The organism is Streptomyces sp. NBC_00569 (genome assembly GCF_036345255.1).
GTDB lineage: Bacteria > Actinomycetota > Actinomycetes > Streptomycetales > Streptomycetaceae > Streptomyces.
In genome coordinates this window covers 5,009,387-5,027,095 of record NZ_CP107783.1, presented here as the reverse complement: position 1 = coordinate 5,027,095, position 17,709 = coordinate 5,009,387, and the positions used below count along the sequence as shown (strand labels likewise).

Below are 17,709 nucleotides of genomic sequence, written 5' to 3'. Positions count from 1 at the left end.
TCTCCGGCCGGGCGTGCCCCTCCGGTGTCACCCCGATACCGCAAACCGAGCTGACGGGACGTCCGCCGTGTCCTACGGGATCGCCGCCGCCGCGACCGCCCTGCTGGCGGCCTCCGCCCTCACCGTCCTGCTGCGTCGCGTCGCCCTGCGCACCGGATTCACCGTCCGGCGGATCGGCCGCGCGGGGCGGCGGACGCCGCGCCTGGGAGGCCTCGCCGTCGCCGTGGTGACGGCCGCCGTCACCACGGTCGGAGCCTCGACCGGAGTCGCCCCGCTCGACTCCGGCGCGCTCACGCTGCTGATCGCGGCCGGGGCCGTCGCCGCGCTCGGGTTCCTCGACGATGTGCGCCCGGTGGGGGCGCGGGCCCGCGTCGTCGTCGAGGCGGGGGCGGCGTCCTTCGTCGTGCACGCCGCTCAACTCGGGTTCCTCGTAGGCGCGTTGGCCGTCCTGTGGATCGTCTTCGTCGCCAACGCCTGCCGGCTCATCGACACCTCGGACGGGGCGCTCGGCACCGTCGCCGTCGTGACCGCGCTCGGCCTGAGCGCCTGCGCCGCCGCCGGAGGGCTCGGCCCGCTCGCCGCGCTCCTCGGGGTGCTCGCGGCGGCGCTCACCGGGTTCCTCATGCACAACTGGCACCCCGCGCGGATGCACCTGGGGGGCTGCGGGGCCCTGTTCACGGGCTTCTTCCTCGCGTGCGCGGCGGTCCTGGTCAACGCGGGCCACGAGGCGCTCCCCGGTGCGGGCTCGCTCTTCGCCATGACGGTCGTGGTGACCGCGGACGCGGCCCTGGTGGCGGTGTCGCGGCGGCGCGCGGGGCGGACTCTGTTCCAGGGCGGCGCGGACCACATCGCCCACCGGCTCCGCCGGCTCGGCCTCACCCAGACGGGCGTGGCGGTGGTGCTCGGTGTCGCCTCGCTCGCCGGTGCGGTGACCGCGCTCCTGCTGCACGACGGGACGCTGGGCCCGTCGGCCGCGCTGTGGCTGGTCTGCGCGGTGGCCGGGTCGGTCGCCGGGCTGCTGCGGGTGCCGGTCTACGGGGTGCGGCGGCGCGGCCACCGGCCCGTACGGACCGCTGTGGTGGACGTCGCACGGTAGTGACGAGGCCTCGGCGTAGTGGCTGACCTGCACGGATAGCCTGACTGCCCATAAGGGCCACATAAAAGTTGAGTCGGCTCGACTCAGCTCTGTTGACCGAACAGCGGTCGTCATGCATCCTTGAGCCAGATCCACTCAAGTAGTCATGCTGGAGGAATTGAAATGGCACGTGCGGTCGGCATCGACCTGGGCACGACTAACTCCGTCGTCAGCGTTCTCGAAGGCGGCGAGCCCACCGTCATCACCAACGCCGAGGGCGCCAGGACCACGCCGTCCGTCGTCGCCTTCGCCAAGAACGGTGAGGTGCTCGTCGGAGAGGTCGCGAAGCGCCAGGCGGTCACCAACGTCGACAGGACGATCCGTTCGGTCAAGCGCCACATGGGCACTGACTGGAAGATCGAGATCGACGGCAAGAGCTTCAACCCGCAGCAGATGAGCGCCTTCATCCTGCAGAAGCTGAAGCGCGACGCCGAGGCGTACCTGGGCGAGAAGGTCGCGGACGCGGTCATCACCGTCCCGGCGTACTTCAACGACTCCGAGCGCCAGGCGACGAAGGAGGCCGGCGAGATCGCCGGTCTGAACGTCCTGCGCATCGTCAACGAGCCGACGGCCGCCGCCCTGGCCTACGGTCTCGACAAGGACGACCAGACCATCCTCGTCTTCGACCTCGGTGGCGGCACCTTCGACGTGTCGCTCCTCGAGATCGGCGACGGCGTCGTCGAGGTGAAGGCCACGAACGGCGACAACCACCTCGGTGGTGACGACTGGGACCAGCGCGTCGTCGACTACCTGGTCAAGCAGTTCAACAACGGCCACGGCGTGGACCTGTCCAAGGACAAGATGGCGCTCCAGCGCCTGCGCGAGGCCGCCGAGAAGGCGAAGATCGAGCTCTCGTCCTCGACCGAGACCACGATCAACCTGCCCTACATCACGGCGTCCGCCGAGGGCCCGCTGCACCTGGACGAGAAGCTCACGCGCGCCCAGTTCCAGCAGCTCACGTCCGACCTGCTGGAGCGCTGCAAGACGCCGTTCCACAACGTCATCAAGGACGCGGGCATCCAGCTCTCCGAGATCGACCACGTCGTTCTCGTCGGTGGCTCGACCCGTATGCCCGCCGTCGCGGAGCTCGTCAAGGAGCTGACCGGCGGCCAGGACGCCAACAAGGGTGTCAACCCGGACGAGGTCGTCGCCATCGGCGCCGCCCTGCAGGCCGGTGTCCTCAAGGGTGAGGTCAAGGACGTCCTGCTCCTCGACGTGACCCCGCTGTCCCTCGGTATCGAGACCAAGGGAGGGATCATGACGAAGCTCATCGAGCGCAACACCACGATCCCGACCAAGCGTTCCGAGATCTTCACGACGGCCGAGGACAACCAGCCGTCCGTGCAGATCCAGGTCTACCAGGGCGAGCGCGAGATCGCGGCGTACAACAAGAAGCTCGGGATGTTCGAGCTCACCGGTCTGCCGCCGGCCCCGCGTGGTGTCCCGCAGATCGAGGTCGCCTTCGACATCGACGCCAACGGCATCATGCACGTGACCGCGAAGGACCTGGGCACGGGCAAGGAGCAGAAGATGACCGTCACCGGCGGCTCCTCGCTGCCGAAGGACGAGGTCGACCGGATGCGCCAGGAGGCCGAGCAGTACGCGGACGAGGACCACCGTCGCCGCGAGGCCGCCGAGACGCGCAACCAGGGCGAGCAGCTCGTCTACCAGACGGAGAAGTTCCTCAAGGACAACGAGGACAAGGTCCCCGGCGAGGTCAAGACCGAGGTCGAGGAGTCGCTCACCGAGCTGAAGGAGAAGCTCAAGGGCGAGGACACGGCCGAGATCCGCACCGCCACCGAGAAGGTCGCCGCCGTCTCGCAGAAGCTGGGCCAGGCCATGTACGCCGACGCCCAGGGCGCGCAGGCCGCCGGCGGTCCCGAGGCCGGCGCCCCGGGCGACGGGCAGAAGGCCGCTGACGACGACGTCGTCGACGCCGAGATCGTCGACGAGGACCGCAAGGACGGTGCCGCGTGACGGAGGAGACCCCGGGCTTCAGCGAGAGCGACGAGCCTGACGTCCCTTCCGGCGCCACCCCCGACGACGCCGAGCCGAAGGCCGCTCCCTCGCCCGACAAGGGTGAGGGGGCGGCCCCGGCCGGGGACGCAGCAGCATCGGCAGGAGCCGCTTCGGCGGTTCAGAACGTAGGCCTGACGGCCCAGCTGGACCAGGTACGCATGGCGCTCGGCGAGCGCACCGCGGACCTCCAGCGGCTCCAGGCCGAGTACCAGAACTACCGTCGCCGGGTGGAGCGGGACCGGGTCACGGTCAAGGAGATCGCGGTCGCGGGCCTCCTGACCGAGCTCCTCCCCGTACTCGACGACATCGGCCGTGCCCGTGAGCACGGAGAGCTGGTCGGCGGCTTCAAGTCGGTCGCCGAGTCGCTCGAGATGGTTGCCGCCAAGATGGGGCTCCAGCAGTTCGGCAAGGAGGGCGAGCCCTTCGACCCGACGATCCACGAGGCCCTGATGCACTCGTACGCGCCGGACGTCACCGAGACGACCTGCGTCGCGATCCTGCAGCCGGGCTACCGGATCGGCGAGCGCACCATCCGCCCCGCGCGGGTGGCGGTGGCCGAGCCGCAGCCCGGGGCCCAGCCGGCCAAGGGCGAGTCCTCCAAGGGCGGGGAATCGGCTGCCGCCGACGACAAGGAGAGCGGTGGCCCGGACGAGGGCTGACGTCAGTAAGCAGCGAGAGGAGGGACGTCGAGGATGAGCACGAAGGACTTCATCGAGAAGGACTACTACAAGGTCCTCGGCGTCCCCAAGGACGCCACCGACGCCGAGATCAAGAAGGCGTACCGCAAGCTCGCCCGTGAGAACCACCCCGACGCCAACAAGGGCAACCTCAAGGCGGAGGAGCGCTTCAAGGAGATCTCCGAGGCGAACGACGTCCTCGGCGACCCCAAGAAGCGCAAGGAGTACGACGAGGCGCGCGCCCTGTTCGGCAACGGCGGATTCCGTCCGGGGCCGGGCGGGGCCGGCGGCGGCACCTTCAACTTCGACCTGGGCGACCTCTTCGGAGGCGGCCCCCAGGGCGGTACGGCTGGGGGTGCCGGCGGGTTCGGCGGCGGGCTCGGGGACGTCTTCGGCGGCCTGTTCAACCGGGGCGGCGCGGGCACCGGCACGCGCACGCAGCCGCGCCGCGGCCAGGACATCGAGTCCGAGGTCACTCTCAGTTTCACCGAGGCGGTCGACGGGGCGACGGTGCCGCTGCGCATGTCGTCGCAGGCGCCCTGCAAGGCCTGTTCCGGTACCGGCGACAAGAACGGCACACCGCGCGTGTGCCCGACCTGCGTCGGCACGGGCCAGGTCTCGCGCGGTGGCGGCGGCGGTTTCTCGCTGACCGACCCGTGTGTGGACTGCAAGGGCCGCGGCCTGATCGCGGAGACACCCTGTGAGGTCTGCAAGGGCTCGGGCCGTGCGAAGTCCTCCCGGACGATGCAGGTCCGCATCCCGGCCGGCGTCTCGGACAACCAGCGCATCCGGCTGCGCGGCAAGGGAGCCCCCGGCGAGCGCGGCGGTCCCGCGGGCGACCTGTACGTGGTCGTGCACGTGGACTCCCACCCGGTCTTCGGCCGCAAGGGCGACAACCTCACGGTCACGGTGCCGGTCAGCTTCCCGGAGGCCGCGCTCGGGGGCGAGGTCAAGGTCCCCACGCTCGGCGGGCCCCCGGTCACGCTCAAACTGCCCCCGGGGACGCCCAACGGGCGGACGATGCGGGCCCGTGGCAAGGGCGCTGTCCGCAAGGACGGCACCCGTGGCGATCTGCTCGTCACGGTGGAGGTCTCGGTCCCCACGGATCTGACCGACATCGCGAAGGACGCTCTCGAGGCGTACCGGAAGGCGACTGCGGACAGCGATCCGCGGGCAGAACTGTTCCAGGCCGCGAAGGGAGCATGAGCGTATGGACGGCCGTCGACGACAGAGTTCCTTTGTTGGCAGGGCCTACGAGCTGACCGACGAGACTCCGGTCTATGTCATCTCGGTGGCCGCCCAGCTCAGCGGGCTGCATCCGCAGACCCTGCGCCAGTACGACCGTCTCGGCCTGGTCTCCCCGGACCGCACGGCGGGCCGCGGCCGGCGCTACTCGGCCCGCGACATCGAACTGCTCCGCCAGGTGCAGCAGCTGTCGCAGGACGAGGGCATCAACCTCGCGGGCATCAAGCGCATCATCGAACTGGAGAATCAGGTCGCGGCGCTTCAGCAGCGGGTCGCGGAACTCTCGACGGCGGTCGAGGGCGCCGCGGCGGCGATGCAGCAGCGCGAGGCGGCCGTCCACGCCTCCTACCGGCGGGACCTGGTCCCGTACCAGGAGGTCCAGCAGACGAGCGCGCTGGTCGTCTGGCGGCCCAAGCGGTCGTCCGAATAGCCCGGGCGAGCGGGTTGTGAAGCCGGTGTGAAAGGGGCCGGGAGGTGAGAACCTCCCGGCCCCTTTCGTATGCGCCTTCCTGTGCGCCTTCCCGTGCGTTTTCGGGTGGGCTTCGGGTGCGCACAGGCTGGTCAGAGCTGGTGAAGACGGCACGGAGGTCATGTGTTCGAACAGTGAGTTTGCTCACTGGGCGGACCGGCGCGGGAGGGCTGCGGGGGCCGGGACTGGTGCGGCTACTGGGGTTACCCCGAGTATGGGCGGGTTCACCTCCGGAACGCACGGACCCGATTACGAGTCGTTACGGATTCACCTCTTGACGCTGCGATTCAGGCCGAGTTGGCTTCCAGCCACCTCGGCCGCAACGACGCGGTCACTTCAGGGAGGTATGGAAAGTGAATCCGCGTACGAAGCGCGCCGCCTTTGTCGGCGTGGCGTCCGCCATGGCCGTGGCCCTCACCGGGTGCGGGAGCAGCTGGCTCGAGCCGGAGAGCGACTCCGCGGGCAGGGCGTCCGCCCGGCAGAACCAGGACCTGAAGATCGGCGTCCTCCTGCCGGAGAAGGAGACCGCGCGCTACGAGAAGTTCGACTATCCGCACATCAAGAAGGAGGTCGAGGACCTCACCAGCGGCAAGGGCAGGGTCCTCTACGCCAACGCGGAACAGAACGCGAAGCGCCAGGAGAGACAGGTCGACCAGATGATCGCCGACCGGGTCGACGTACTGATCCTCGACGCGGTCGACTCCAAGTCCATCGCGGGATCGGTCAAGAAGGCCAAGGACGCGAACATCCCGGTCATCGCCTACGACCGTCTGGCCGAGGGCCCCGTCGACGGCTATGTGTCGTTCGACAGCGACCAGGTCGGCCATGTGCAGGGCATGGCGCTCCTCAAGGCCCTGGGCAGCAAGGCGTCCAAGAACAGCCGGATCGTCATGATGAACGGCTCGGTCACCGACCCGAACGCCGCGCTCTACAAGGACGGCGCCCTGGCCGAGCTCAAGGACCAGGTGACGATCTCGAAGTCGTACGACACCAAGGACTGGAAGCCGGAGAACGCGCGGGCCAACATGGCAGCCGCCATCCAGGCCGTCGGCGCGCAGAACATCGCCGGTGTCTACTCCGCGAACGACGGCATGGCCGGCGGCATCATCGCCGCGCTCAAGGCCGCCGGTGTCACCGACCTCCCGCCGGTGACCGGCCAGGACGCCGAGCTCGCCGCCGTCCAGCGCATCGTGTCGGGCGACCAGTACATGACGGTCTACAAGCCGTATCCCGAAGAGGCCTCCACCGCCGCGCAGATGGCGGTCCTCTTCGCGCAGCAGCGCGACATCGAGTTCAACGCGCTCGCGAAGGACCGCGTCGACAGCCCCACCACCCCGAACGTGCCGTCGCTCCTGGTCCAGGTCGTCCCGATGACGCAGAGCAACATCAAGTCGACGGTGGTCAGGGACGGGATCTACAAGGTCGGGGACATCTGCACGGCGAAGTACACGGCGGACTGCGCGCGGGTCGGGCTGAAGTAGGCCGGCGGACGGCACGGCGCCCCTCGGTCCGGAGCGCCGTGCCGGATCAGCTGCCGGAGACCGTGAACTCGGCCGTGTTGTTGGCCGGCCGGAGGTCGAAGGGTTGTGCGGAGATCCGCTGTGCCCGTTCGGGGGCCGGAGGATCCTTCCGCGGAGGTCAGCGGTCCTGTTCCAGCATCCCGGACTGGCCGATGAGATAGCCCAGTTGGGCCCGGCTGTCGCTGCCGAGCGTGCTGGCGAGCTTGGCGATGTGGACGCGGACGGTGCGGATGTTCATGCCGAGGCGTTCGGCGATGACGGCGTCCGTGTGGCCCTCGATGAGCAGGGCGGCGATGGTCAGCTGGCGGGAGGTCACGCCGTCCCTGGCCGGGGGCTGCTGCGCGGCCACGGGGAACATGGGCGTGGCCAGCCGCCACAGCCGCTCGAACGTCGTCACGAGGTACGAGATGAGGGCGGGGTGGCGTATCTCCAGGGCCACGGTGCGGTCCGTGTTGGCCGGGATGAACGCGACGGTCCGGTCGAGCAGGACGAGGCGCTCGGTGACCTCGTCGAGGGTGCGGACCGCCACGTCGCCGCGCAGCTGTTCGTAGTGGGCCAGCACGGCGGGGGAATGCCGCGAGGTGTGCTGGTAGAGGGTGCGCATCCGGCATCCCCGGGCGAGGAGTTCCTGCTCGATCGGGCGGGCCGCGGCAAGGCCGGCGGGAGGGCGCCCGCCCCCGGGCTGGATGGTGAGGAGCTCCTGGGTGGCGACCGCGCTGGCTTCGCCGATGGCGTCGTTGATCCGCTGGAACCCCAGCAGCACATGGATCATCGGTGAGTTCTGAAAGGACGCCCGCTCGGCGTCGAGCGCCATGAGCGGTGCGAACGCCTTGGCCAGTTTCGCCTCCCGGTGCCGCTGGTGCGCGATCTCGTCCTCGATGCCCCCCAGCAGGCCCGGCAGGGCCACGGAGGGCGGCACGGGGCGCTGCCACCGGGAGTCGTCCGGATCCGCGCGCAGCAGCCCGAAGTCGAGGAGGCACGGCACGGCCGCGGCCTCTTCGTCCTTCACGCGGCCCTCGCGCAGGGCCCGGGAGTAGAGCTCCGTACCGGCGGCGCACAACTCCTCGGCTCCGTGAGTGTGGGCCTCGGCGGTCACGTGTGGCTCTCCTCGGTCGACATTCAGTGATCCTGGTCGAGGATGCCGGACTGCGCTATGAGAAAGCCGAGTTGTGCGCGGCTTCCGCTGCCCAGCGCGGCCGCGAGCTTGGCGATGTGGGCTCTGCAGGTGCGTACGTTCATGCCCAGGCGGCGGGCGATGGCCTCGTCCACGTGGCCTTCGATCAGCAGCTTGGCGATCGACCGCTGGACCCCGGTGATGCCGTCGGTCGGGGGCGCGTAGGGGGTCTCCTCCAGGAGGGGGACCGCGCGGCGCCACAGTTGCTCGAAGACCTTGGCCAGGTATTCGACGAGGCCCGGATGGCGGAGTTCCAGGGCGACCGGATGCTCTCCGGGGACCGGTATGAACGCGACGGTCCGGTCGAAGACCATCAGCCGCTCTATGAGTTCCTCGAGGGTGCGTATCTCCACGTTGCCCTTGGCCATGTGCTCGGCGTACACGAGGGTTCCCTGACTGTGCCGGGCCGTGTGCTGGTAGAGCGTGCGCATGGTGATGCCGCGCGCGATGACCGCCTGGCCCCGCTCGAGTGCCTCCGTCAGGGAGTGCTCGCTGCGCCCGCCGCCGGGCTGGACCGTGAGGATCTCGGACTGGCACTCGGCGATGGCGAGTTCGATGGCCGAATTGATCCTGTTGATACCTTCGAGCACGGTGACGGCGTGCGTCGTGGGCAGATCCTGCGCACTGATGGCCATGAATGGCTCGAAGTAATCGGTCAGTTCGACCGCCAGGCTTCGTCGCTCCTGGATTTCCCGTTCGATGGGGTGGAGGCGCTGTGCCAGGGCGGCGGCGGGAGGAACCGGGCGGAGCCAGCCGGCGTCATCCGGGTCTGGGTGGAGAAGGGCGAAATCCATCAGGCAGGGAGCGGCCGTCACTTCGCTTCGGGCGATGCGTCCGGAACGCAGAGCACTGGCGTACAACCGCCTGCCCTCGTCGCACAGTTCAGTCGTGGCATGAGGATGTGTCCGATGTGCGTCATTCGTGGTCATAGATCCACCCCCCAGGGTCCTGAACGTGCAGGAACATGATGCATCGATGCTGTGGTGTTTGGATGGCCGAATGAGCCATCGTCTAGTGAGTCGGGGGAGAGAAGCCATGGAAGTGAGGACGAAGCCCACTATGTGCAAGAGAATGCTTCGCTCGGTGATGGCTGTTGCCTTCTCCGCCGGTTTGGCTTTCGGTGTGCTCAGCACCCAGGACCTCTCCTGGAGTGGCACACCCGCCACTCACGTGTCCGCCGCCAAGAACATCGCGCCTCCGGATCTTTCCTGGAGTGTCGCTCCCGTGGACGCGGCCGCATGACCACTCCGCCCGACGACAGAACATTTCGCCGTGAGATGGCGACGGCCTACCGGTCCGGGTGGCATTTCATCGACCTCGCCACGGCGATTCCCCATCGCGGCGATTCGTTGATGGTCACCCTGTTCGGCGAGCCGATCGTCGTCGTGCGGGACGAGTTCGACGACGACGAGATCCGGGCCTACCGGTGTCTTCGCCGCCCTCGGGGTGCCCCACAGCCCGTGCGGTGCGCCGTCAGATACGGAATGGTCTTCGTCAACCTCGACCAGCGTGACCACCAGCTGGTCCGGGAGGCGGGACCGGAAGTTCCGCGTACCACCTCAGCCACCCCCCGCAGTGCCTGACGCGATTCCCCCGTCGTTGTAGATCGCGCAGGTGCTTCCCCCCGCAGCGGCGCCACCGTGGACCTGAACACGGTGGCGCCGCTGCAGCTTTGTGCGGCTGTCACGACGGGGTCCCGTTGCCTGTCGCCCGCGTCAGTGTGATCTCGATGGCGACCCGGTCCGGATTCGGCGCGGGCACGCGCTCGTAGCGCTCCGCGTACCGGCGTACCGCCTCCGCGACGCGGTCCGGCTCCGTACGGACCACCGCGAGCCCTTCGAGGGTCGCCCAGCGCCGGCCGTCGACCTGGCAGACCGCGACCCGGGCCCCGCCCTCCTGTGCCGCGGACCCCGCGAGCACGTGCGACACCTTCGCGCTCGCCTTGTTCGCGATCACCCGCGCCAGACCCGCCTCGGGGTCGTACGTGACGCCGACCGGCACCACGTGCGGGGTGCCGTCGGGGCGCAGGGTCGTCAGCGTGCACAGGTGCCGTTCCCTCCAGAAGCCGAGGAAGGTCGGGTCGGGGTTCAGGGGGTCGTTCCGCTTGGCCATGCTCCGGAAGATATCCCCGTTCCAGGACATATCCCGCCCCGGGATACCCGACGCGCACCCTTGAGTGGAATCGACTCAACTTTGTGTATGCTGGCAGGGTCAGTGTGCTGGAGAGGCAGACGTACAGGAGGAGAGTGCGCACGTGGACGCCGAGCTGACGAACCGGAGCCGGGACGCGATCAACGCGGCCACCAGTCGGGCCGTGTCCGCGGGGCACGCGGATCTGACCCCCGCGCATCTGCTCCTGGCGCTTCTCGAGGGCCAGGAGAACGAGAACATCACGGACCTGCTGACGGCCGTCGAAGCCGATCAGGCCGCCGTGCGGTCCGGGGCCGAGCGGGTCCTCGGCGCGCTGCCCAGCGTGACCGGCTCGACCGTCGCGCCGCCCGGGCCCAACCGGGACCTGCTGGCGGTCATCGCCGACGCGGAGCAGCGCGCGAAGGAGCTCGGGGACGAGTACCTCTCCACCGAGCATCTGCTCATCGGCATCGCCGCGAAGGGCGGCACTGTCGCCGACGTACTGACGGAACAGGGGGCGAGCGCCAAGAAGCTGCTCGCCGCCTTCGAGAAGAGCAGGGGAGGGCGCCGGGTGACCACACCCGACCCCGAGGGCCAGTACAAGGCCCTGGAGAAGTTCGGCACCGATCTCACCGCCGCCGCGCGCGAGGGCAGGCTCGACCCTGTCATCGGGCGCGATCAGGAGATCCGGCGTGTGGTGCAGGTGCTGTCCCGCCGTACGAAGAACAACCCCGTCCTGATCGGTGAGCCCGGTGTCGGCAAGACCGCCGTCGTCGAGGGCCTCGCCCAGCGCATCGTGAAGGGGGACGTGCCGGAGTCGCTCAAGGACAAGCGGCTCGTCTCGCTGGACCTGGGCGCGATGGTCGCCGGCGCGAAGTACCGCGGTGAGTTCGAGGAGCGCCTCAAGACCGTCCTCTCCGAGATCAAGGCGAGCGAGGGGCAGGTCATCACGTTCATCGACGAGCTGCACACGGTCGTCGGGGCCGGCGCGGGCGGCGACTCCTCCATGGACGCGGGCAACATGCTGAAGCCGATGCTCGCGCGCGGCGAGCTGCGCATGGTCGGCGCGACCACGCTCGACGAGTACCGCGAGCGGATCGAGAAGGACCCGGCCCTGGAGCGCCGCTTCCAGCAGGTGCTGGTCGCCGAGCCGACGGTCGAGGACTCGATCGCGATCCTGCGCGGGCTCAAGGGCCGGTACGAGGCCCACCACAAGGTCCAGATCGCCGACAGCGCGCTCGTCGCCGCCGCGTCGCTCTCCGACCGGTACATCACCTCCCGCTTCCTGCCGGACAAGGCCATCGACCTCGTGGACGAGGCGGCGTCCCGGCTGCGCATGGAGATCGACTCGTCGCCCGTCGAGATCGACGAACTCCAGCGCGCCGTCGACCGGCTGAGGATGGAGGAGCTGGCCCTGTCCAAGGAGACGGATCCGGCCAGCAAGCAGCGCCTGGAGAAGCTGCGGCGCGACCTCGCCGACAAGGAGGAGGAGCTGCGCGGCCTCACCGCCCGCTGGGAGAAGGAGAAGCAGTCCCTCAACCGCGTCGGTGAGCTGAAGGAGAAGCTCGACGAGCTGCGCGGCCAGGCCGAGCGCGCCCAGCGCGACGGCGACTTCGACACCGCGTCCAAGCTCCTCTACGGCGAGATCCCCACCCTGGAAAGGGACTTGGAGGCCGCCACGGAGGAAGAGGAGGAGGCGTCCAAGGCCGACACGATGGTCAAGGACGAGGTCGGCCCGGACGACATCGCGGACGTGGTGGCGGCCTGGACCGGCATTCCGGCCGGGCGGCTCCTGGAGGGCGAGACGCAGAAGCTGCTGCGCATGGAGGACGAGCTCGGCAAGCGCCTGATCGGCCAGACCGAGGCCGTACGGGCGGTGTCCGACGCCGTGCGCCGCACCCGCGCCGGGATCGCCGACCCCGACCGGCCGACCGGATCCTTCCTGTTCCTCGGCCCGACCGGCGTCGGCAAGACCGAACTGGCCAAGGCACTCGCCGACTTCCTGTTCGACGACGAGCGGGCCATGATCCGCATCGACATGAGCGAGTACGGAGAGAAGCACTCCGTGGCGCGTCTTGTCGGCGCCCCTCCCGGCTACGTCGGGTACGAGGAGGGCGGTCAGCTCACCGAGGCGGTGCGCAGGCGTCCGTACAGCGTCGTCCTGCTCGACGAGGTCGAGAAGGCGCACCCGGAGGTCTTCGACGTCCTGCTCCAGGTGCTCGACGACGGCCGTCTCACGGACGGTCAGGGCCGCACGGTCGACTTCCGCAACACGATTCTCGTGCTCACCTCGAACCTCGGCAGTCAGTTCCTGAGCGGACACAGCCTGGTGGAGCCGACGACGAGTGAGGAGCAGAAGAAGCAGCAGGTCCTGGAGGTCGTACGGGCGTCGTTCAAGCCCGAGTTCATCAACCGGCTCGACGACCTCGTCGTCTTCTCCGCGCTGAACAGGCAGGAGCTGGAGCGGATCGCGAAGCTGCAGATCGGCAGGCTCGCGAAGCGGCTCGCCGAGCGTCGGCTCACCCTGGACGTCTCCGACGCGGCCCTGGCCTGGCTCGCCGACGAGGGCAACGACCCCGCGTACGGCGCGCGCCCGCTGCGCCGGCTCGTGCAGACCGCGATCGGTGACCGGCTCGCGAAGGAGATCCTCTCCGGCGAGGTGACCGACGGCGACACGGTCCGCGTGGACTTCTTCGGCGACGGCCTGATCGTGGGCCCGGCCACCGGAAAGACGCTGTAGCGCGAGGCGAACGCCGATGCCGGACCGGCTCGGTGCCCTGCCGCTCGGGAGGACGGGCGGCGGGGCCGCTGCTCCGCGGGGGTGATCCGGTCACGCCGGTGCCGGAACTCGGTCCGATCCAACCGGTCGGGGGTTGTCACTTCCCACCCGCCATGGGGGAGGATGGCGGAATCCGTACGAAGGGACCAAGCACGTGAGCATCGACCCGTCCTCGATTCCGAATTTCGGGGGACAGCCCCAGCAGCCGCAGGGCTCAGGACCGGCGGGCCCCGTCGTCCCCGATCAGGACCTCGTCAAGCAGCTCCTCGAGCAGATGGAGCTCAAGTACGTCCTCGACGAAGAGGGTGACCTCGCGGCTCCGTGGGAGGAGTTCCGCACGTACTTCATGTTCCGCGGCGAGGACGACCAGCAGGTCTTCTCGGTGCGGACGTTCTACGACCGCCCGCACGACCTCGAGACCAAGCCGGCGCTCCTCGAGACCATCGACGACTGGAACCGCCGCACCCTGTGGCCCAAGGTCTACAGCCACACCCACGACGACGGCACGGTCCGCCTCATCGGTGAGGCGCAGATGCTCATCGGCACGGGCGTCAGCCTGGAGCACTTCGTGTCCTCGACGGTCAGCTGGGTGCGCGCCGCCATCGAGTTCGACCGCTGGCTGGTCGAGCAGCTCGGCCTGGAGCAGGCCGTGGACTCCGCCGACGACGAGAAGCCGTCCGACGACGAGTAGGCACGTCAGCAGCCGATCACAGGGGCCTGTGCGCGTACGCGACCAGATACGTCCCGTACGCAAGTGAGAGCCCGGCCAGGGCGCCCATCACCAGAAGGGCGCTGCGCGGCCGGGCTTTCGCCGTTCGTGCCAGTGCCAGGGCCAGCGGCAGCAGCAGGGGGAACGCGGGCAGCAGGAAGCGCGGCTTGGACGGGAAGAAGCCGGCGCCGCCGAGCGCGACGAGCAGGAGTACGCCGCTGTAGACGATGAGCGGCAGCGGGGCCGCCCGCTCGGCGATGAGCAGCGCGAACAGCAGCACCGCGGAGGCGACGATCAGGAGCGTCACGGGGAAGACGAAGCGGTCGCCCTGGAGCAGCAGATGCCGTACGACGCGCAGCGCGCCGACGCCGAAGTCGAAGCGCGAGCCCCAGTCCCGCTGCACGGCGAAGTAGCCGCCGAGCGGATCGCCTCTTTGGACGCCGACCCACAGGACGTAGCCGGTCCAGCCGAGCGGGGCGATCGCGGCGCCTGTCCACAGCCTGTGGGAAACGTTTCTGCCGCGGTTGTGGATCACCTCGTACGCCGCCGCGACGAGGACCGCGGCGGCGACCGCGAAGCCGTTGGGACGGGACACCCCGGCCAGCGAGGCGAGCGTGCCCGCCCAGATCCACCGGCCGGTCAGGACCGCGTACAGGGACCAGGCGGCGAAGGCGGTGAGCAGCGGCTCGGTGTACGCCATCGTGAGGATCACGGAGTGCGGCAGCAGCCCCCACAGCAGGACCATGAAGACGGCGACGGGCCGCGAGTGCAGGCGCACCCCGATCAGGTAGATCCCGGCCGCCGCGGCCAGGGACGCGGTCCAGGCGATGAGCATCCCCGTGGCGCCGCCGCTGAGCGGGAGCACGGTCCCCACCGCGCGGACCAGGCCGGGGTAGAGCGGGAAGAACGCGAGGTCGTTGAAGATGATGCCCGGCTTGTAGTGGACGGAGCGGCCGTAGCCGTTCGCGGCGATCCTGAGGTACCAGAGCGAGTCCCAGGACCGGCCGAGCAGGGTGCCGGAACGCTTTCCGGTCAGCGAGGCGGCGACCGTCATCGCGACGACACCGGTGAGCCGGACCGCGGCGAACAGGCCGAGTGCGGTGAGCAGGGGGGCGGCGGCCCGGAGCCGGGCCGAGCGGGAACGTGGTTCGGCGCCGGGCTCCGCGACGGGGACAGTGGCGGAGGCCGGGCCGAGTTGCTGCTGGGTCACACCTCCGCACCCTGCGGGCACCTCACGGGGCGCGCGAGCCGGGAGGGTCCGCACGGGTGCGAGTGGGGGACGGTCGGCGCGGCTGCGTGACAAGAGGCGCCGGGAAGTCCATGTCGGACCGTCAGGAACCGTGTTCCGGGGGCGAGAGGAACCGTGTCTGTGGCCGAGTCGGGGACACGTAACGTCAGAACGCATCAATTGCCCCACGGGACACGCCAGTTGAGTACCCGGTCAACGGTGTGTCGCGGCACCGAATGCCGCCTCCCCCGGCCATGAATCGAACAATTCAAGCCTTGATGGCCACCGGAGCCCCTTTCGGCGCGGCTGACCACGGGCCACTATGGGAAGGAGGTGGGTCTGCGCCGCGGGGCCGCGAGCGGGAGCCGACAGGGGGAAGTTTGACGTGAGGACTTCTACGACTGACATCGAGACCGGACTTGTCGATCTCAGCCGTTGGGGCCTCCAGGAGGCCATGGCACTGAGGGACCCGCTGGTGGCGGAGGCGCAGAACGCGCTGCTCGAACATCTGACGGAGGACGCCGTCGGGCAGGTCGTGGGCAGCGGGGACGGGAGTCCGTACTTCAGCCCGCGACAGCACGGCGGCACGGCTCCCCAGGAGCCCCGGCACGAGCACGGGCCGCCCGAACCGGTATCCCCGTGCGACCTGCCTGACGAGCCCGACCGGCCTGTCCTGCCGTGCTGACGCGGCACCACGTGTCGGTCGCCGACCTTGAGGCCATCGCGACCGGGCGCATCACCGCACCCACCGGGACCCGTATCGCGGCGGCGGAGCGCAGCCGCCGCATGCTCATGCTGCGGGCCCTGGCCGCCGCGGAACGCGAGACGGAAGAAAGCGCAGGACCGCTGCCCCCGCTGGCGCACGCCTTCGAGCTGCTGGCCCGCGCGGAGGCCCTCGATCCGCATGCCGTGGCGAGCGTGCTCCGGCACCCGCCGGTTGGCGTCTGGGCGGTCCGCCTACTCGGGCGACTGCAGGGCGGCGTCGCCGGTCCCCGGCCCGGCGAGCCCCCCTTGTGGCGGGAGGCGGGCTACGCGCACGCGCTCGCCGCGGCGGCCGCGCTGCGGGCCGGACTTCCCGCGCGCGTCCGCTTACCCGCGTGGGCGGGCAAGGTGATCCTGCCGACCGTCGGGCACGCCGTACTCGACGACGCCCCCGGTGACCACGACGTCGCCACGCTGGAGACGGACGGGCGCGGCCCCGCCCGCGTCACGCTCGGCCCGCACACCCTCGAACTGCCCGCCGATCCGCACCTGCGCGCCCCCGGCTGGCACCCCGCACGCCTGCTGAGCTGGACCCCGCGCGAGCCGGGCCCCGCCGTTCTGCTGGACGATGCCGACCCCTACCGCGACTTCCGGTCCCCCTGGCCGCCCCCTGCCCCGCTCACGGACGGAGAGTCGGACACCTGGCAGCGGCATCTGCACGACGCGGCGCGCCTGCTCGGGGCCCGTCACCCGGACGCGGCCCGCACGGTGCCGCTCGTCCTGAACTCGCTCGTGCCCCTGCCGGGCATGCCCCGCTTCCGCACCTCCAGCGCCTCGTACGCCGAGGCGTTCGGCAGCGCACTGGTCTCCCTGCCGCGCGACGCCGTCGACTTCGCGGTCACCCTCGTCCACGAGTCACGGCACTCCGTGCTCAACGGTCTGAGCCACCAGATCCAGCTCGTCGACAGGGCGGCGCGCGGGCCGCGCCAGGACACGCTGCTCTACGCGCCCTGGCGTACCGACCCGCGCCCGCCGTGGGGCCTGCTCCACGGCACGTACGCGTTCACCGGCGTCGCCGACTTCTGGCGCACCGAACGGCACGCCCTGGCCGGCCCCCGTGCCGTCCTCGCGCACTTCGAGTTCGCCGTGTGGCGCGACGCGGTGGCGATCGCCCTGCGCACGCTGGCCGGCCAGCCCGGGCTCACCCCGTGGGGCCGCAGCTTCGTCACGGAGATGGCGCGCCAGACCGTCCCGTGGGCCGACGACGACGTACCGGCCGAGGCATTCGCCCCGGCGCGGGCCGAACTGGCCGATCTGCGGTCCACATGGTGCAGCCACAACCTCGCGCCCGACCCGGCCGCGACCCGGCTGCTCGCCGACCACCGGCTCGGCGGCGGCCCGGGCGAAGAGGTGACCGTGCCGCCGTCCCGGCCGCGCGCGGACCCGCCGCAGCGTCAGCCCGAACTCCGCTGTGAACTACGGAGGCTGCACATCGCTGATGCAGGAACGTTCACCCCGGACACCCTTGCGCGGCTCTCCGGCGTGGAACGGTCCCCGGACCTCCTCGAAGCGGACATGTGCCTCCTGCGCGGCGGGCCGGCGAACGCGGCGCGCGCGGTGGACCGCTACCGCGCCGTCCTGACCGGCGCCCCCGCCACCCGCCCGGCGTGGGTCGGCCTCGGTCTCGCCCTGGAGGCGTCCGGCGAGGGCGAGACCGCCACGTCCCTGCTGCACCGCCCTGAGCTGGTGCGGGCGCTCGCCCTGGAGGAGCGGGCCCGCGGCGCGCGGACGCCCGACCCGCTGGAACTGGCCCGCTGGACGGCGCGGATCCCCGGGCTCATCACACAGCCCGCGACGGGCGTGCCACAGCTCTGACCTCGCCCGGATGTGTCCAGGGCGGGGTCATGTCGATACTGCCGACG

At 70.3% G+C, this 17,709-nt stretch carries 15 protein-coding genes; 11 read left to right on the top strand and 4 right to left on the bottom strand.

The genetic code is table 11. The features are described 5' to 3' along the window. The first annotated feature begins 67 nt into the window (after positions 1–67). The 6 genes from OHO83_RS22610 to OHO83_RS22585 all read left to right on the top strand — a co-directional run bounded on the left by OHO83_RS22610 (position 68) and on the right by OHO83_RS22585 (position 7,026). Positions 68–1,096 (top strand): MraY family glycosyltransferase, encoded by a 1,029-nt coding sequence (locus tag OHO83_RS22610; RefSeq protein WP_266672622.1) that lies wholly within the window; start codon positions 68–70, stop codon positions 1,094–1,096. Positions 1,097–1,258: 162 nt separating this feature from the next. Further along, a complete protein-coding gene (gene dnaK / locus OHO83_RS22605; RefSeq protein ID WP_116511850.1) occupies positions 1,259–3,112 on the top strand; it encodes a molecular chaperone DnaK in 1,854 nt (617 codons plus the stop codon). Continuing rightward, complete coding sequence (gene grpE, locus OHO83_RS22600) at positions 3,109–3,813, top strand: nucleotide exchange factor GrpE (protein ID WP_266672625.1); 705 nt, start codon at positions 3,109–3,111, stop codon at positions 3,811–3,813. The genes dnaK and grpE overlap by 4 nt, the downstream gene beginning before the upstream one ends. Positions 3,814–3,846: 33 nt before the next feature. Next, positions 3,847–5,037 (top strand): molecular chaperone DnaJ, encoded by a 1,191-nt coding sequence (gene dnaJ / locus OHO83_RS22595; RefSeq protein ID WP_266672627.1) that lies wholly within the window; start codon positions 3,847–3,849, stop codon positions 5,035–5,037. Positions 5,038–5,041: 4 nt separating this feature from the next. Continuing rightward, positions 5,042–5,506, top strand: coding sequence for a heat shock protein transcriptional repressor HspR (locus OHO83_RS22590; protein WP_116511846.1), 465 nt, complete (start codon positions 5,042–5,044; stop codon positions 5,504–5,506). 392 nt (positions 5,507–5,898) lie between these two features. Then, a complete protein-coding gene (locus tag OHO83_RS22585; RefSeq protein WP_266672629.1) occupies positions 5,899–7,026 on the top strand; it encodes a substrate-binding domain-containing protein in 1,128 nt (375 codons plus the stop codon). 157 nt (positions 7,027–7,183) lie between these two features. Here OHO83_RS22585 and OHO83_RS22580 read toward each other — a convergent pair whose 3' ends face one another. Together OHO83_RS22580 and OHO83_RS22575 are read right to left on the bottom strand one after the other, a co-directional pair. Beyond that, positions 7,184–8,161: a helix-turn-helix transcriptional regulator gene (locus OHO83_RS22580; RefSeq protein WP_266672631.1), complete on the bottom strand. Its 978-nt coding sequence runs from the start codon at positions 8,159–8,161 to the stop codon at positions 7,184–7,186. Between the two features lie 23 nt (positions 8,162–8,184). Further along, the gene (locus OHO83_RS22575) at positions 8,185–9,168 is read right to left on the bottom strand and encodes a helix-turn-helix transcriptional regulator (RefSeq protein ID WP_266672633.1); all 984 of its coding nucleotides are present in this window, start codon (positions 9,166–9,168) and stop codon (positions 8,185–8,187) included. Positions 9,169–9,477: 309 nt separating this feature from the next. Between OHO83_RS22575 and OHO83_RS22570 the strand changes: the two genes are divergently transcribed. Then, complete coding sequence (locus OHO83_RS22570) at positions 9,478–9,822, top strand: hypothetical protein (RefSeq protein ID WP_266672635.1); 345 nt, start codon at positions 9,478–9,480, stop codon at positions 9,820–9,822. Positions 9,823–9,922: 100 nt separating this feature from the next. Here the strand turns inward: OHO83_RS22570 and OHO83_RS22565 are convergent, their stop codons facing one another. After that, positions 9,923–10,351 carry a pyridoxamine 5'-phosphate oxidase family protein gene (locus OHO83_RS22565; RefSeq protein ID WP_266672637.1) on the bottom strand — a complete coding sequence of 143 codons (429 nt, stop codon included), beginning with the start codon at positions 10,349–10,351 and terminating at the stop codon, positions 9,923–9,925. A 142-nt stretch (positions 10,352–10,493) separates the two neighbouring features. On the opposite strand from OHO83_RS22565, the gene clpB reads away from it, so the two are divergent. Together clpB and OHO83_RS22555 are read left to right on the top strand one after the other, a co-directional pair. Continuing rightward, positions 10,494–13,109 (top strand): ATP-dependent chaperone ClpB, encoded by a 2,616-nt coding sequence (gene clpB, locus OHO83_RS22560; RefSeq protein WP_266672639.1) that lies wholly within the window; start codon positions 10,494–10,496, stop codon positions 13,107–13,109. A gap of 193 nt (positions 13,110–13,302) precedes the next feature. Beyond that, positions 13,303–13,839, top strand: coding sequence for a YbjN domain-containing protein (locus OHO83_RS22555; protein ID WP_266561997.1), 537 nt, complete (start codon positions 13,303–13,305; stop codon positions 13,837–13,839). A 16-nt stretch (positions 13,840–13,855) separates the two neighbouring features. Here OHO83_RS22555 and OHO83_RS22550 read toward each other — a convergent pair whose 3' ends face one another. After that, on the bottom strand, positions 13,856–15,067 hold the full coding sequence (locus OHO83_RS22550; protein WP_389572331.1) for a mannosyltransferase family protein: 1,212 nt from the start codon (positions 15,065–15,067) through the stop codon (positions 13,856–13,858). A gap of 472 nt (positions 15,068–15,539) precedes the next feature. Between OHO83_RS22550 and OHO83_RS22545 the strand changes: the two genes are divergently transcribed. Together OHO83_RS22545 and OHO83_RS22540 are read left to right on the top strand one after the other, a co-directional pair. After that, positions 15,540–15,770, top strand: coding sequence for a hypothetical protein (locus tag OHO83_RS22545; protein ID WP_266672641.1), 231 nt, complete (start codon positions 15,540–15,542; stop codon positions 15,768–15,770). Continuing rightward, positions 15,764–17,662, top strand: a complete 1,899-nt coding sequence (locus OHO83_RS22540) for an HEXXH motif domain-containing protein (protein WP_266672643.1) — start codon at positions 15,764–15,766, stop codon at positions 17,660–17,662. The genes OHO83_RS22545 and OHO83_RS22540 overlap by 7 nt, the downstream gene beginning before the upstream one ends. Positions 17,663–17,709: the final 47 nt, after the last annotated feature.

Coding starts and splice junctions, on each gene's coding strand:
- OHO83_RS22575 (WP_266672633.1), bottom strand. CDS start 9,168: ATGACCACGAATGACGCACATCGGACACATCCTCATGCCACGACTGAA.
- OHO83_RS22570 (WP_266672635.1), top strand. CDS start 9,478: ATGACCACTCCGCCCGACGACAGAACATTTCGCCGTGAGATGGCGACG.
- OHO83_RS22545 (WP_266672641.1), top strand. CDS start 15,540: ATGGCACTGAGGGACCCGCTGGTGGCGGAGGCGCAGAACGCGCTGCTC.
- dnaJ (WP_266672627.1), top strand. CDS start 3,847: ATGAGCACGAAGGACTTCATCGAGAAGGACTACTACAAGGTCCTCGGC.
- dnaK (WP_116511850.1), top strand. CDS start 1,259: ATGGCACGTGCGGTCGGCATCGACCTGGGCACGACTAACTCCGTCGTC.
- OHO83_RS22590 (WP_116511846.1), top strand. CDS start 5,042: ATGGACGGCCGTCGACGACAGAGTTCCTTTGTTGGCAGGGCCTACGAG.
- OHO83_RS22565 (WP_266672637.1), bottom strand. CDS start 10,351: ATGGCCAAGCGGAACGACCCCCTGAACCCCGACCCGACCTTCCTCGGC.